This window comes from Rhodococcus sp. 06-156-4 (assembly GCF_002259345.1).
Lineage (GTDB): Bacteria > Actinomycetota > Actinomycetes > Mycobacteriales > Mycobacteriaceae > Rhodococcoides > Rhodococcoides fascians_E.
Genome location: NZ_NPGB01000008.1, coordinates 404,970 through 417,636 on the forward strand (window position 1 = coordinate 404,970; position 12,667 = coordinate 417,636).

Consider the following 12,667-nt stretch of genomic DNA (forward strand, 5'->3'; position numbering starts at 1 on the left):
CCGCACATGACAGTCGACACTCGACATTCGGAAGACCTCGGATACCGTAAAGCTCTGGTACCGAGACAGATTCAGATGATCGCCATCGGAGGTGCGATCGGAACCGGCCTCTTCATGGGCGCAGGCGGACGGTTGCACGACTCCGGTCCGGCCCTGGTGCTCGTCTACGCTCTCTGCGGGTTCTTCGCTTTCCTGATCCTCCGCGCGCTCGGCGAACTGGTGATGCACCGACCGTCGTCGGGAAGCTTCGTGTCCTACGCACGCGAATTCTTCGGGGAGAAGATGGCGTTCGCGGCCGGCTGGCTGTACTGGATGAACTGGGCCATGACGGCCGTGGTCGACGTGACAGCGGTTGCGCTGTACATGAATTTCTTCAAGAAGTACTGGGCGCCACTCGGAGATGTGGACCAGTGGGTCTTCGCGCTGATCGGCCTGGTTCTCGTACTCGGTCTGAATCTGGTGTCGGTCAAGGTCTTCGGAGAGCTCGAGTTCTGGTTCGCGCTCATCAAGGTTCTCGCCTTGGTCACCTTCCTGGTCGTCGGCGTGTACTACGTCATCTTCGGAACTCCCATCGACGGTCAGGCTCCCGGCTTGTCGGTCATCACCGACAACGGCGGACTGATCCCCAACGGGCTGCTGCCCGCGATCGTCGTGGTGCAGGGCGTCGTGTTCGCGTATGCGTCGATCGAGCTCGTCGGCACCGCGGCGGGAGAGACCGCGAACCCGGAGAAGGTCATACCCAAGGCGATCAACACGGTGATCGTTCGGATCCTGGTGTTCTACGTGGGTTCGGTGCTACTGCTGTCGCTTCTGTTGCCGTACAGCGCATATCACGCAGGGGAAAGTCCGTTCGTCACGTTCTTCGGCGCGATCGACGTGCAGGGCGCCGACGCCATCATGAACCTCGTGGTGCTCACCGCAGCACTGTCCTCGCTGAACGCCGGGCTGTATTCGACGGGCCGCATCCTCCACTCGATGGCCGTCGCCGGATCCGCACCGAAGTTCGCGGCTCGGATGAACAAGGCCGGAGTTCCCTACGGCGGAATCGCTCTGACAGCGTTGGTGGCGCTCGCCGGCGTCGGACTCAACGCTGCAGTACCGGCACAGGCGTTCGAGATCGTGTTGAACTTCGCGGCCCTCGGTATCATCAGCGCATGGGCGGTGATCATTCTGTGTCAACTGAAGCTGTGGTCGCGCTCTCGCTCGGGAGACCTCGCCCGGCCGAAGTTCCGGATGTTCGGCGCTCCCTACACCGGTATCGCGACGTTGGTCTTCCTCCTCGCCGTGTTGATTCTGATGGCGTTCGACAAGCCGGTCGGTACCTGGACCATCGCGTCGATCCTGATCATCGCACCGCTGCTCGTCGGCGGATGGTTTCTGTGCCGCAACCAGATTGCCGCAGTGGCCGAAGAACGAGAGGGATGACGGCTTGTCTCACATTGCCCTGCTGACAACAGGCGGAACCATCGGGAGCAGCCGCGACGAGGACGGCATCTCGAGGCCCGGCTCCGTGGGTTTCGACCTGCCGGGCGAAGTACGGGTCCGCACCCTGATGTCCAAGGACAGCTCGGCGTTCGACTTCGCGGACCTGGACCGCATCGTCGACGCCGTGTTCGACGAGCTCGACGACCCGGCCTGCCTGGGTGTGGTGGTGCTGCACGGCACGGACACGATGGAAGAGTCCTCGCTGTTGGTGGATCTGTTCCACGGGGACCCGAGGCCCGTGGTGTTCACCGGTGCACAGCGCACGTCCGACCACGCGGACGCGGACGGTCCGGGCAACGTCGCCGCGGCCGTCGACGCCGTTCTCGACGAGGCGAACCGTGGCCGCGGTGTACTCGTCGTGTTCGGTGGACGGACGCTGCCTGCGCGGGGACTGTCCAAGTGGCACACAACGGAACTCGACGCATTCGTCAGCTCCGGTGAGCCGCGCGATGTCGTGCCTCGGACTCCGATCTCCGGTGTCCGCGTGGACATCGTGGCGCTGTACCCCGGCGCCGACGCAGTGGCCATCGACGCCTTCGTCTCCGCGGGCGCTCAGGGCATCGTGCTCGAGGCCACCGGGTCCGGGAACACCAATCCGTCCGTCGTGGCGGCGGTGAAGAGCGCGGGTGTACCGGTCGTCGTCACCACTCGCGTGCCCGTCGGGACCATCGAGCCCACGTACGGCGGTGGCGGCGGCGGAGCGGATCTCGTGGACGCCGGGGCCGTGTTCTCGCCGTTGCTACGCGCAGGCCAGGCGCGGGTGGTGCTCGCGGTACAGATCGCTACAGCTCCGACTCGCCCCAGGTCGTGACGTTCACGGTGTCTCCGACGGACAGTGTGCCGCCGTCGACCACGCTGAATTTCGCGCCGAAGGCAACGCCCTTCTGCCGTGCCTTGCGGTACGTGCCGAGGGTTTTCAGTGGTTCGCGTCCGTCTCGCACTCCGCGCGCCTGGTCGACGGTGGTGACGGGGCAGCGGATCGCGAGTTTGGTGTAGGCGAGCTCTGTCTCTCCGATCGAGATGTCGCGGACAAGATCTTCGGTGTGGGGGTCGTCCCAGCCGGTGACGACGATGTTCGGCCGGAATCGATTCATCGGAAGCGGCGCGTCCATCCGGGTGTTCAATCCGTCCAGGGTGGACTCCGAGAGGATGTGAACGGCGGAGCTGTCCGCGAATGCCGCTGTCCCTGGGGTGATTCCGTCGGTGACGCGGTGAAAGTCGGAGGGGACGGCAACCAGCCGCGACGCCTCGCCGACGACGTCGCTCAACCACGACGCGACGTCGTCGCCCTGATCGATGCCGAGGAACGGCGCACGGAACATGGTGACGTCGATCGGCTGTGACCGTCGATCGATCGTGCAGGTGACCGACCCGAATTCTTCGTGCGTGAGCGTCAGTTCGTCACCGTCGATCGACGGCGTCACCACGGCGAGGACGGGGTCGCTGCGTTGGCTGCGGAACGAGAAGTCGTCGTCGACGATCATGAATTCTCGATCGTGGTCGATCCCGCGAACCGTCATTCGTGCGGTGTCGAGTGACTGCCCGGCACAACCCTTGACCGGGTAGCAGACCAATTCGGACACTGTGGCACTCCGACCTGTGGCACTCACACCGGCGAGGATACTGGGGGCCATGACACGTGCATTGTTGGTAGTCGATGTTCAGAACGATTTCACCGAAGGCGGTGCTCTGGGAGTCGTGGGCGGTGCCGATGTCGCGCGTCGGATCAGCGGGCTTCTCGCGCGGCAGGGCGACGCGTACGACGTCATCGTCGCATCGCGGGACTGGCACGACGCGGACAGTGACAACGGCGGCCACTTCGCCACCGACGAGCAGCCCGACTTCGTGACGACGTGGCCGGTGCACTGTGTTGCGGGCACCGCCGGCGCCGCGTATCACCCGGAGTTCGCGACGGACTCGGTCGACGTGCATGTTCTGAAGGGGCAGGGCGAGCCGTCCTACTCCGCGTTCGAGGGCAGCACCGAGGACGGCACTGCGCTGCGGGACGTGCTGGATGCCAACGAGGTCACCGACATCGACGTCGTCGGGATCGCGACCGACTACTGCGTGCGGGCATCCGCCCTGGACGCGATCCACCATGGATTGGCTGTTCGGATTCTGACCGAGTTCGTTGCAGGGGTCGCGCCGGAGTCCTCCGAGACCGCCCTGAAAGAACTGTCCGACGCCGGTGCCGTGCTGGCCTAGGGCGTGTCGATGGTCGTCGTGATCGAGGTGACCGACGGTGCCGCCGGGGTACTGCCGAACCCGAAGGTGACCGGGGGCGTGACGGGTGTGAGGTGGCCGAGGTCTTCGCCGCGCCAGGATGCGGTGGCGCTGAGAATTCGGTGTTGGTGCTTCGCGCCGTAGTACTCGCGCCTGTCGTTCCCTGCACTGCCGCGGGTGCGTACACCTCGGAGGACCACCCGTGCGATGGGATCGGAGATGCGGCAGAACCACGGTGCCGTAGAGATCGTGGACGGGACCATCGCGAGGAGGGTGCCGAGTGCGGTGGAGCGTCCCGTTCTCAGAGTGAGTCGAAGGTCGTCGGTGTTCACGCTCACCGTGTCGCCGACTCGTGTGAAGCCGACCGGGGTCATTGATACGTCGTCGAACGTGTATGTCGCGGTGACGAATTCGCGCACATCTTCGTCCGGTGCGAGCAGAAGGCGGTGGCCGCCGGAGAACTGGATCATGACGTCGGTGAATTCTCCGAGCGGAGATCGGGTCCAGTGCCCGACGACGATGCGTACGCCCGACGAGGTACCTACTCCGAATATCTCACCGTGAAACCGTGATCTTCCCATCACACCGACTGTAACCCTGCGGCGTTGTTCTGGGTGCATGATGGATTCATGGCGTCCACGCGTTCCGATTCGCAGCAACCCACGATCTTCGTCCTGTTCGGTGCGACAGGCGACCTTGCCAAGCGCATGGTTCTGCCGTCGTTCCATCAACTCCATGTCGAAGGACTGCTCCCGGAGGAGTGGCTTCTCGTCGGCAACGGCAGGCACGACACGTCCGACGACGAGTTCCGGGATCACGTGCGCAGTGCGCTCGAGGAGTTCGGCTCCGGGGCGGACGACTGGGATTCGTTCTCCGAGCGAATCCGGTTCGCAGGCAACGGGTTCACCGTGGACGATCCGGGAGATCTCGTCGACGTCGTCGCGAAGGCTCGTGAGGACATCGGCGACGCGCAGCTGGTGCACTACATCGCACTGCCGCCGAGCACGTTCGAGGACTACACGGCCGCGCTGGGTGCGCACGGCCTCGCCGACGGCGCACGGGTGGTGTACGAGAAGCCGTTCGGCACGTCGCAGAAGGCATTCGAGCAGCTCGACAAGGCCGTGCACGACGTATTGGACGAGAAGCAGATCTACCGGATCGATCACTTCCTGGGCAAGGAAGCGACGCAGAACCTGCACGTGCTGAGATTCGCGAACGGCATGATCGACGGGATCTGGAACTCCGAGCACGTCGAGCAGGTTCAGATCGACGTACCGGAGACGCTGAACATCGACGACCGCGCCGAGTTCTACGACAGCACCGGTGCCGTGTTGGACATGCTGGTGACGCACTTGTTCCAGGTTGCTGCGGAGGTCGCGATGGAGCCCCCCGCGACGCTCGACGCGGAGGACCTGCAGTCCGCGCGTGAATCCGTCATCGGGTGTTTCAGGCCGATCGACACGTCCGAAGTGGTTCTCGGCCAGTACGACGGGTACCGCGATGTGGAGGGCGTGGCCGAGGATTCCGTCGTGGACACGTTCGTCGCCGCGACGCTGTGGGTGGACACCGACCGATGGCGCGGTGTTCCGTTCCTGCTCCGCACTGGAAAGATGCTCGGGGTCGGCGCACAGCGTGTGTCGCTGGTGTTCAGGACTCCGTCGAACAGCCCGCTGAAAGATCTGCCCCGCGACGGTGCGGTGTTGTCCTTCGACCTGTCCGGCAACGGCGCGATCGACGTCGCGATGACGGTGAAGGAGCCGGGCCCGGACTTCGACCTGTCCGTCGGCCACCTGTCCCTGCCGCTGCCGTCGGTGCCCGATGCCGAACCGTTGTCCCCCTACTCACGTCTGATCCTCGACGTGCTGAACGGAGACCGGTCGCTGTTCACCCGGCCCGACGGCTTGGCTCACGTGTGGGAGGTCGCGGCGCCGCTGCTGAACGATCCTCCCGAGGTCAAGTCGTACGCACCGGGCTCGATGGGGCCTGACGAGGCCGACGAACTCGCCGCGCCGTGCGGCTGGCTGGTGCACTGACCTCGGTACCGCTGAGGGGTCAGCGCTGGGGCATCAGCATCCACGCTGCGAGGTACACGAGGGCGACGGTGCCGGCGGAGACGAACGCACCGATGACGGTGAGTACTCGGACGAGGTTCGGGTCGATCTCGAAGTATTCGGCGACACCGCCGCACACACCGGCGATCATCTTCTGCGAGTCGGAGCGAACGAATTCCTTGGGGGCGTTGGTGTAAGTCATGACACGAAGTCTGCGCGACGTCAGGGCCCCGGCGCATCGGGAACAACCCCCATCTCGACCCTGATTCGTAGCGCATGCCCGCCGTTCTCGGGGTGAACCGCGTCTGTCGTTCACCGAAGTGTCACCGGTTCGTTTCCGTATCCGGCTAGCTTCTGCGGTCATGACGCAAGATTTCAGCCTCCTCGGCGACCTGGCCACGGCGGTCGACCTGACGGACACCTCCGGGTTCGTCGTGGACGACAACGACGACGACGATCCCGTTCTTCTGACCGTCCCCGACGGTCGGATCGTCGATACCTGGCGTGAGGACTACCCGTACTCGGAGCGGATGACGCGGGCCGAGTACGACCTCCAGAAGCGGTTGTTGCAGATCGAGCTGCTGAAGCTGCAGATGTGGATCAAGGACACCGGCCAGCGTCACGTCATCGTCTTCGAGGGACGCGACGCCGCGGGCAAGGGCGGCACCATCAAGCGATTCATGGAGCACATGAATCCCCGAGGCGCACGCGTCGTTGCGCTGGAGAAGCCGTCGGTTCGCGAGTCCACGGAGTGGTACTTCCAGAGGTACATTCAGCATCTGCCTGCCGCGGGCGAGATCGTGATGTTCGACCGGTCCTGGTACAACCGTGCAGGCGTCGAGCGCGTCATGGGCTTCTGCACCGAGGACCAGCACGCTCGATTCGTCCGTCAGGCACCGCTGTTCGAGCAGATGCTCGTCGACGACGGGGTCAGTCTCACCAAGTTCTGGTTCTCTGTGTCGCAGCTCGAGCAGCGCACTCGGTTCGCCATCCGTCAGGTCGATCCCGTTCGCCAGTGGAAGCTCTCGCCGATGGATCTCGCGTCGTTGGACAAATGGGATGCGTACACCGCTGCGAAGGAAGAGAACTTCAGGGCCACCGACACCGACGTCGCACCGTGGACCGTCGTCAAGAGCAACGACAAGAAGCGCGCTCGGATCAACGCGATGCGGTTCATCCTCAACAAATACGACTACGCCAACAAGGATCCCGAAATCGTCGGCGAAACCGACCCCTTGCTCGTCGGCCGGGCTCGCGACGTGATCGGCGAGTGAAAGCGCCAGGTCAAACAAGTAATCGAGCTGTTACGGTGCCGAGGCGTTACCAAGTTTGTTTCTGGATTTAACGGGGTCGGAGCCGAGACCGCCCGTTAATGCGGTAAAAACGTACATGGGTCGTGATCGATCGGCTCGTTTCCAAATTCAAGGAGATCTCATGGGTTCTGCAGCAGGCTTCATCGGTGACATCGTCAGCGGCGTGTACGACGGCATCGTCGACGCCATCGTCGATCAGATCGTCGGCGTTCTGACCTCGGGCAGCGCAGCCTGATCGGTTGAATCACACGCGGTGTCGGGGGCCGCGGTGATTCGATAGTTATCAGTGAAAACAAGATTCCTGTTTACTGTCGATTTGAATACATTCGGTTTTTTATCGTTGCGGCTGTAGCCAATTCGATATTCGGTTGGTAGGAATGTATTCGGAAGTGATCGTTTCGTAACTTTCACATTCCGAGTACCTGACCTCGAATCGAAGGAGCTCAAAGGATGTCCATCAAGCCGTCGAACAAGATCGAACTTTCCGAACTTCTCGGCCTCCTGGCCCTCCTCTCCACGGGCAGCTCGGACAGCGGATCGAGCGAGGCAACCATTCCTGGCACGCCTCCCGTCAGCTGATCCACCGACCGCACACCGCGGTCCACGCGAACCTCGACGTCAGCCCGAACCGTGACCCGGTTCGGGCTGACGTCTTTTTCGGCCTTCCCGGCCTCGCCTTCCGTGCATAAAAGTCCTGATGAAGGTTTCGAGTGTCGTTCGAATTATTTGATCCGGTAAACATTCATTCGAACGACGCAATTGCGATCTCTTCGCTTTCCTCACGGCCATCCTGGTTGATAGAACTTTCCTCAGCCCGCCCATTCGTGGCATGGCCTTCCCCCTCAAGGAGATCCTCATGCTTGCTGCACTTCTTTCCCTCCTCGCCACCGGTAGCGCCGGAAGCTCCGAAGGCGCCGACACCGACGGTGGGCTGCTCACGGTGATCGGTGGACTGCTCGGAGGACTGCTGGGCGGCTGACCCACGCGTCGAGGTACACGAACAGCCGGCTCGCGTCACGCGAGCCGGCTGTTCGACTGTCCGGGGCCTAAGGTGTCGGCGTGGAGACAGTGCCGATTCAGATGCCCGACGGGACGAGCGTCCCGGTTCGCTTGTTCGAGGCCGAGACTCCGAGGTCCGACCTGCCGGTCATCGTCGTGCTGCCCGGCCTCGGCATTCCGGGCGGGTACTACGCGCTGTTCGCGCAGGCTCTGACGGAGCGGGGTTTCCATGTGGCGACGGCCGACCTTCGCGGCCAGGGGGACAGCCGACCGAAGCCGAGCGGAGTCAGCACGTACGGCTATCAGGAACTCGTCTCGGTGGATTTTCCCGCAATCTTCGAGGTGGTTCGGGAACGGTTTCCCGACGCCACGCCGTACGCGCTCGGTCACAGCATGGGTGGCCAGCTCAGCTCCCTCTATGCGTCGAGAATCCGGGGGCGGCTCGGTGGGTTGATCCTCGTTGCATCCGGATCGCCGTTCCATCGCGGGTTCGGTGTGGCCCGCGGGGCGTCGCTGTTCCTCGGGGCAGCGGCGATGTCGTTGACCAGCAACATCGCCGGGTTCTGGCCGGGTGATCGCATCGACGTCGGCGGGTTCGGGCGCCAGTCGAAGGTGCTCATCGAGGACTGGTCGAGGTTCGCCCGCACCGGTCGGATCGAACCGACCGGCGCGGACATCGACTACGAGGAACGCATTGCCCGGTTGACGCTTCCCATCCTCGCGGTGACGCTCGCCGGCGACGATCTTGCACCGCGCGCGTCCATGGCCAACCTGTTGAAGAAGTTTCCGCGCGCGGAGGTCACCACGCGGCACCTCTCGTCGCCGCGCGGACACAACGAATGGATCCGGCAGCCGGCGACCGTCGTCGCGGAGATCGAGGCTTGGTTCAGTCGCTGAGGGTGTTCCACAGGAATCGGTACGTCAGCGCGGTCTTGAATGCGAGTTGCGCGTTGTCGGCTGCGCCGCCGTGCCCGCCTTCGATGTTCTCGAAGTAGCGGACGGTGTGCCCTGTTTCTTCGAGCCGAGCCGCCATCTTGCGAGCATGACCCGGATGGACTCGGTCGTCGCGGGTGGAGGTCGCGATCAGGATGGGCGGGTACGTTTTCTCTGCAGGCCCGACGACGTTCTGGTACGGCGAGTACTCGGAGATGAACGCCCACTCGTCCGGGTCGTCGGGGTTTCCGTACTCCGCGACCCACGACGCCCCGGCCAGCAGCAGGTGGTAGCGCTTCATGTCGAGAAGCGGAACCTGGCAGACGATCGCACCGAACAACTCGGGGTACTTGGTGACCATGATGCCCATCAGCAGGCCGCCGTTGCTTCCGCCCTGTGCACCCAGCTGACTCGGCGTCGTGATTCCCCGGTCGACGAGGTCGCGGGCCACGGCGGCGAAGTCCTCGTGCACCTTGTGGCGCCCCGCGCGGAGAACCTGTGTGTGCCAGTCCGGCCCGTACTCACCGCCGCCACGGATGTTGGCGACGACGTAGGTGCCGCCCTTCTCCAGCCAGGCCGACCCGGTCGCTCCGCTGTACGACGGGGTCAGCGAGATCTCGAAGCCGCCGTAGCCGTAGAGCAGGGTCGGGGCCGGGGAGCCGTCGGCGGGCTCCTTCCGGACGACGAAGTACGGGATCGCGGTCCCGTCGAGTGAGGTCGCGAAATGCTGTGCGACGGTGAGTCCTTCGGTGTCGAAGAACGACGGCGCTTGCTTGAGTGCCTCGACGCCGCCGCCGACCGTTCCGAACAGCAGCGTGGCGGGAGTGAGATATCCGCTCGACGACAGGAAGAACTCGTCGCCGTTCTCTTCGCCGTCGGTGCCGACGATCTCGATCGACGTCAGTTCCGGCAGGCCGGTGAGTGGCGTGTCGCTCCATCCGTCGGCGCTCGGGGTGTAGATGCCGATTTCGGTGGCGACGTCGACGAGGGTGACGACGAGCAGGTGGTTCTCGGTCCACGCCCACTGGTGCAGCGACCGATGGGCGTCGGGCCGGAAGAGGACCGTGATGTCGCGGCTGCCACCGACGAAGTCGTCGAAGTTCGTCGCGAGCAGGGCGCCCGACGGGTACGTCACGTCGCCGACGGTCCACTCGGTCATCGTGCGGATCAGAAGCCACTGCTTGTGCACCGAAGTGGTTGCGTCGGTCGGGGTCTCGACGAGCGTGAGTGCGTCCCCCACGAGGAGGTACAGCTCCGCGTTGTAGAAGTCGGTGGCTCGCTGAACGAAGTCGCGTTCGAAACCGGGCGTCCTGTCGTGCCACGCCGAGATCGAGATGTCCGACGCCTCGCCCTCGAAGACCGTCGTCGCCTCGGCCAGGGGAGTGCCACGGTGCCAGCGCTTGGCGATCCGCGGATAGCCCGAGTCGGTCAGGGAACCGTCGCCGAAATCGGTTCCGACGTAGACGGTGTCCGCGTCCATGTACCCGACGTCGGTCTTGGCTTCCGGAACGAAGAACCCGTCGTCGCGAAAAGTCCTCGACTCCAGATCGAACTCGCGCACGACGGTGGCGTCGGCGCCGCCCCGGGACATCGTCACCAGCGCGATCTTCTGATCGGGACGCAGAACCTGTGCGCCGCTCCACACCCAGTTCTCGCTCTCCGCGGCGGCCACGGCGTCGAGATCGAGGAGAACGTCCCACGCGGGCTCGTCCTTGCGATATTCGTCCATCGTCGTGCGACGCCAGATACCTCGGACGTGGGATGCGTCGCGCCAGAAGTTGTAGAGGTACTCACCGCGTCGGCGTGCGTACGGAATCCGCGCGTCGGTGTCCAGGACCTCGAGGATCCGTGCTTCGGTGGCGTCGAACTCGTCTCCGGCGAGTGCTGCGGTGGTCGCGGCGTTGCGGGTGCGGACCCAGTCGAGGGCCTCGTCGGCGGTGACTTCTTCGAGCCAGAGGTACGGATCGATCGCGTTGCTCATGCCCTATTTCTACCGTCTGCGAGTACTGTCCGTAGGTCATGGCCGGCCATGCGCTGACGTTCGCACTCGTGGGTCTCGTCGTCATGGTGTGGCCGTGGTCGGTGGTACCCGCGTTTCTGCTCGCGGCCACCGACAACGGTCCGAGAAAGCTTGTCGCGTACGTCCTCGGGTACGTCCTGGCCCTCGCCCTCGTGATGGTTCTTGCGGCAACTCTGCTGCCGCCGGGGCCGCGGGCGAAGTCGACGTCTCACGCCCTTTCCTGGTTCGAGCTCGCCGTCGGCCTCGTTCTGGCGTTGTTCGTCCTGATTCTGTGGATCCGTGGGCGGCGCACGGCGGGGCAGACACCGAAGTGGCTGAGAGGACTCGATCGGCTGTCGGTGATCGCGGCGTTCGTGCTGGGCTTGTGGGTGCCCAATTACATGCTGGTGACGGTGGCGGTGGCCGAACTGTCGCTGTGGGAATTGCACGGCGCAGAAGCCGTCGCCGCTGCGGGGGTGTGGGTCGTGGTCGCGACGCTCGGGGTCGTCACTCCTCTGGTGGTGCTGGCGAGGTCGGGCCGCAACTCCGCTGCCGTCCAGCAATCCTGGCGAGAATGGCTCGTGCAGCACAGTGCTGCGATCGTGTGCCTGGTCCTCGGTCTGGTATCGGTGGTGTTGATCGTGAAAGGGGGAGCATCCGTATGACTTCGCGGGAAATGATTCTGTGGGAGCAGCACTGTTGCCTTCCGCTCGTCTCGGCGTCGTCGGATGGAACTGGCGCAGACATCGCGGAGGTCGCACGGTATCCGCTCGGTTCGTACGTGTCGGTGAACGTCGGGTTCTCGCCGCATTCGTTCGCCGTCGCGACGGCGTTGGCCGAGGATTTCCGTCGTAAAGCGCTGTCGGACGGTCGATTTCGAATGGTCGACGAGGTGCCCGACGGCAACCTGATCACGCTCGCCTTCGACCTGGAGGATTCCGGTCCGCTGGAAGGCGACCTCGACAACGTCGCGCACTTCCACCGCCTCGGTGTCCGATCGATGCTTCCGTCGTACAACTGGGCCAACGCGGCAGGCTGCGGATGCCTCGACACCGACGACACCGGCCTCACCGGCTACGGACGCGACCTCGTCGCGGAGATGAACCGTGTCGGCATGATGGTCGACGGCTCGCACTGTTCGACGCGAACCGGCCTCGACCTGGCGTCGGCGACGCAGGTTCCGATGATCTACAGCCATTCGAACTTTTCCGCGCTCTGCGAGCATCCGCGCAACATCACCGACGAACAGGCAGTCGAATGCGCTCGGACCGGAGGAGTCGTCGGCATCAACGGCGTCGGCATCTTTCTCGGGCCGAACGGACGGGACGAGGGTGCGCAGCGAGTCCAGGCCATGGCCGACCACATCGAGTACGGCGTCGACCTGCTCGGTATCGACCACATCGGAATCGGCTCGGACTACTCGTTCGATCACGAGGATTTCAATCTGGAACTCGCGACGCATCCCGAGGCGTTCTCGGAGGAGTACACCAAGTACGGGATGCTGCAGTGGGTGCCGCCGGAGGACGTCGTGACGCTGCCTGCTGTGCTGCGTGATCGAGGGTTCGACGAGGCGTCGATCGCCGCCGTGTACGGAGGAAACTTCGCGCGGGTCGCCGCCCGGAGCCGTGCTACCGGCCGGTAACCGGACCGTCTGGAGACAGTGA

At 64.3% G+C, this 12,667-nt stretch carries 14 protein-coding genes; 10 read left to right on the forward strand and 4 right to left on the reverse strand.

The window, feature by feature from the left end; translation table 11 throughout:
* Positions 1 to 6 precede the first annotated feature (6 nt).
* Positions 7 to 1,425, forward strand: coding sequence for an amino acid permease (locus CH290_RS05210; protein ID WP_033188679.1), 1,419 nt, complete (start codon positions 7 to 9; stop codon positions 1,423 to 1,425).
* A gap of 4 nt (positions 1,426 to 1,429) precedes the next feature.
* Positions 1,430 to 2,296, forward strand: a complete 867-nt coding sequence (locus tag CH290_RS05215) for an asparaginase (RefSeq protein ID WP_019666602.1) — start codon at positions 1,430 to 1,432, stop codon at positions 2,294 to 2,296.
* Here CH290_RS05215 and CH290_RS05220 read toward each other — a convergent pair.
* Complete coding sequence (locus CH290_RS05220) at positions 2,268 to 3,095, reverse strand: MOSC domain-containing protein (RefSeq protein ID WP_230620903.1); 828 nt, start codon at positions 3,093 to 3,095, stop codon at positions 2,268 to 2,270. The genes CH290_RS05215 and CH290_RS05220 overlap by 29 nt on opposite strands.
* A 22-nt stretch (positions 3,096 to 3,117) precedes the next feature.
* Between CH290_RS05220 and CH290_RS05225 the strand changes: the two genes are divergently transcribed.
* Positions 3,118 to 3,690 (forward strand): isochorismatase family protein, encoded by a 573-nt coding sequence (locus tag CH290_RS05225; protein ID WP_020112571.1) that lies wholly within the window; start codon positions 3,118 to 3,120, stop codon positions 3,688 to 3,690.
* Here CH290_RS05225 and CH290_RS05230 read toward each other — a convergent pair.
* Positions 3,687 to 4,289 (reverse strand): hypothetical protein, encoded by a 603-nt coding sequence (locus CH290_RS05230; protein ID WP_019666599.1) that lies wholly within the window; start codon positions 4,287 to 4,289, stop codon positions 3,687 to 3,689. The two genes, CH290_RS05225 and CH290_RS05230, sit on opposite strands and share 4 nt — an antisense overlap.
* A 48-nt stretch (positions 4,290 to 4,337) precedes the next feature.
* On the opposite strand from CH290_RS05230, the gene CH290_RS05235 reads away from it, so the two are divergent.
* The gene (locus CH290_RS05235; protein ID WP_033188677.1) at positions 4,338 to 5,741 is read left to right on the forward strand and encodes a glucose-6-phosphate dehydrogenase; all 1,404 of its coding nucleotides are present in this window, start codon (positions 4,338 to 4,340) and stop codon (positions 5,739 to 5,741) included.
* A 19-nt stretch (positions 5,742 to 5,760) separates the two neighbouring features.
* Here the strand turns inward: CH290_RS05235 and CH290_RS05240 are convergent, their stop codons facing one another.
* Positions 5,761 to 5,961, reverse strand: a complete 201-nt coding sequence (locus CH290_RS05240; protein WP_019666597.1) for a PspC domain-containing protein — start codon at positions 5,959 to 5,961, stop codon at positions 5,761 to 5,763.
* 160 nt (positions 5,962 to 6,121) lie between these two features.
* On the opposite strand from CH290_RS05240, the gene ppk2 reads away from it, so the two are divergent.
* The 4 genes from ppk2 (at position 6,122) to CH290_RS05250 (ending at position 8,968) form a co-directional block, all read left to right on the forward strand.
* On the forward strand, positions 6,122 to 7,033 hold the full coding sequence (gene ppk2, locus CH290_RS05245) for a polyphosphate kinase 2 (protein WP_019666596.1): 912 nt from the start codon (positions 6,122 to 6,124) through the stop codon (positions 7,031 to 7,033).
* 489 nt (positions 7,034 to 7,522) lie between these two features.
* A complete protein-coding gene (locus tag CH290_RS30925; RefSeq protein ID WP_020112566.1) occupies positions 7,523 to 7,651 on the forward strand; it encodes a hypothetical protein in 129 nt (42 codons plus the stop codon).
* A 277-nt stretch (positions 7,652 to 7,928) separates the two neighbouring features.
* A complete protein-coding gene (locus tag CH290_RS30930; RefSeq protein WP_254924961.1) occupies positions 7,929 to 8,051 on the forward strand; it encodes a hypothetical protein in 123 nt (40 codons plus the stop codon).
* 80 nt (positions 8,052 to 8,131) lie between these two features.
* Positions 8,132 to 8,968, forward strand: a complete 837-nt coding sequence (locus CH290_RS05250; protein ID WP_019666592.1) for an alpha/beta hydrolase family protein — start codon at positions 8,132 to 8,134, stop codon at positions 8,966 to 8,968.
* Here CH290_RS05250 and CH290_RS05255 read toward each other — a convergent pair.
* Positions 8,958 to 10,985 carry a prolyl oligopeptidase family serine peptidase gene (locus CH290_RS05255; RefSeq protein ID WP_033188676.1) on the reverse strand — a complete coding sequence of 676 codons (2,028 nt, stop codon included), beginning with the start codon at positions 10,983 to 10,985 and terminating at the stop codon, positions 8,958 to 8,960. The two genes, CH290_RS05250 and CH290_RS05255, sit on opposite strands and share 11 nt — an antisense overlap.
* 38 nt (positions 10,986 to 11,023) lie before the next feature.
* On the opposite strand from CH290_RS05255, the gene CH290_RS05260 reads away from it, so the two are divergent.
* Positions 11,024 to 11,668, forward strand: a complete 645-nt coding sequence (locus CH290_RS05260) for a GAP family protein (RefSeq protein WP_033188675.1) — start codon at positions 11,024 to 11,026, stop codon at positions 11,666 to 11,668.
* Positions 11,665 to 12,645, forward strand: a complete 981-nt coding sequence (locus CH290_RS05265) for a dipeptidase (RefSeq protein ID WP_033188674.1) — start codon at positions 11,665 to 11,667, stop codon at positions 12,643 to 12,645. The genes CH290_RS05260 and CH290_RS05265 overlap by 4 nt, the downstream gene beginning before the upstream one ends.
* Positions 12,646 to 12,667: the final 22 nt, after the last annotated feature.

What these genes read in the sequence shown, in the direction of transcription:
- ppk2 (WP_019666596.1), top strand. Translation starts at nt 6,122, where the DNA reads ATGACGCAAGATTTCAGCCTCCTCGGCGACCTGGCCACGGCGGTCGAC.
- CH290_RS05230 (WP_019666599.1), bottom strand. Translation starts at nt 4,289, where the DNA reads ATGGGAAGATCACGGTTTCACGGTGAGATATTCGGAGTAGGTACCTCG.
- CH290_RS05255 (WP_033188676.1), bottom strand. Translation starts at nt 10,985, where the DNA reads ATGAGCAACGCGATCGATCCGTACCTCTGGCTCGAAGAAGTCACCGCC.
- CH290_RS05210 (WP_033188679.1), top strand. Translation starts at nt 7, where the DNA reads ATGACAGTCGACACTCGACATTCGGAAGACCTCGGATACCGTAAAGCT.
- CH290_RS05235 (WP_033188677.1), top strand. Translation starts at nt 4,338, where the DNA reads ATGGCGTCCACGCGTTCCGATTCGCAGCAACCCACGATCTTCGTCCTG.
- CH290_RS05240 (WP_019666597.1), bottom strand. Translation starts at nt 5,961, where the DNA reads ATGACTTACACCAACGCCCCCAAGGAATTCGTTCGCTCCGACTCGCAG.
- CH290_RS05265 (WP_033188674.1), top strand. Translation starts at nt 11,665, where the DNA reads ATGACTTCGCGGGAAATGATTCTGTGGGAGCAGCACTGTTGCCTTCCG.
- CH290_RS30925 (WP_020112566.1), top strand. Translation starts at nt 7,523, where the DNA reads ATGTCCATCAAGCCGTCGAACAAGATCGAACTTTCCGAACTTCTCGGC.
- CH290_RS05225 (WP_020112571.1), top strand. Translation starts at nt 3,118, where the DNA reads ATGACACGTGCATTGTTGGTAGTCGATGTTCAGAACGATTTCACCGAA.
- CH290_RS30930 (WP_254924961.1), top strand. Translation starts at nt 7,929, where the DNA reads ATGCTTGCTGCACTTCTTTCCCTCCTCGCCACCGGTAGCGCCGGAAGC.
- CH290_RS05260 (WP_033188675.1), top strand. Translation starts at nt 11,024, where the DNA reads ATGGCCGGCCATGCGCTGACGTTCGCACTCGTGGGTCTCGTCGTCATG.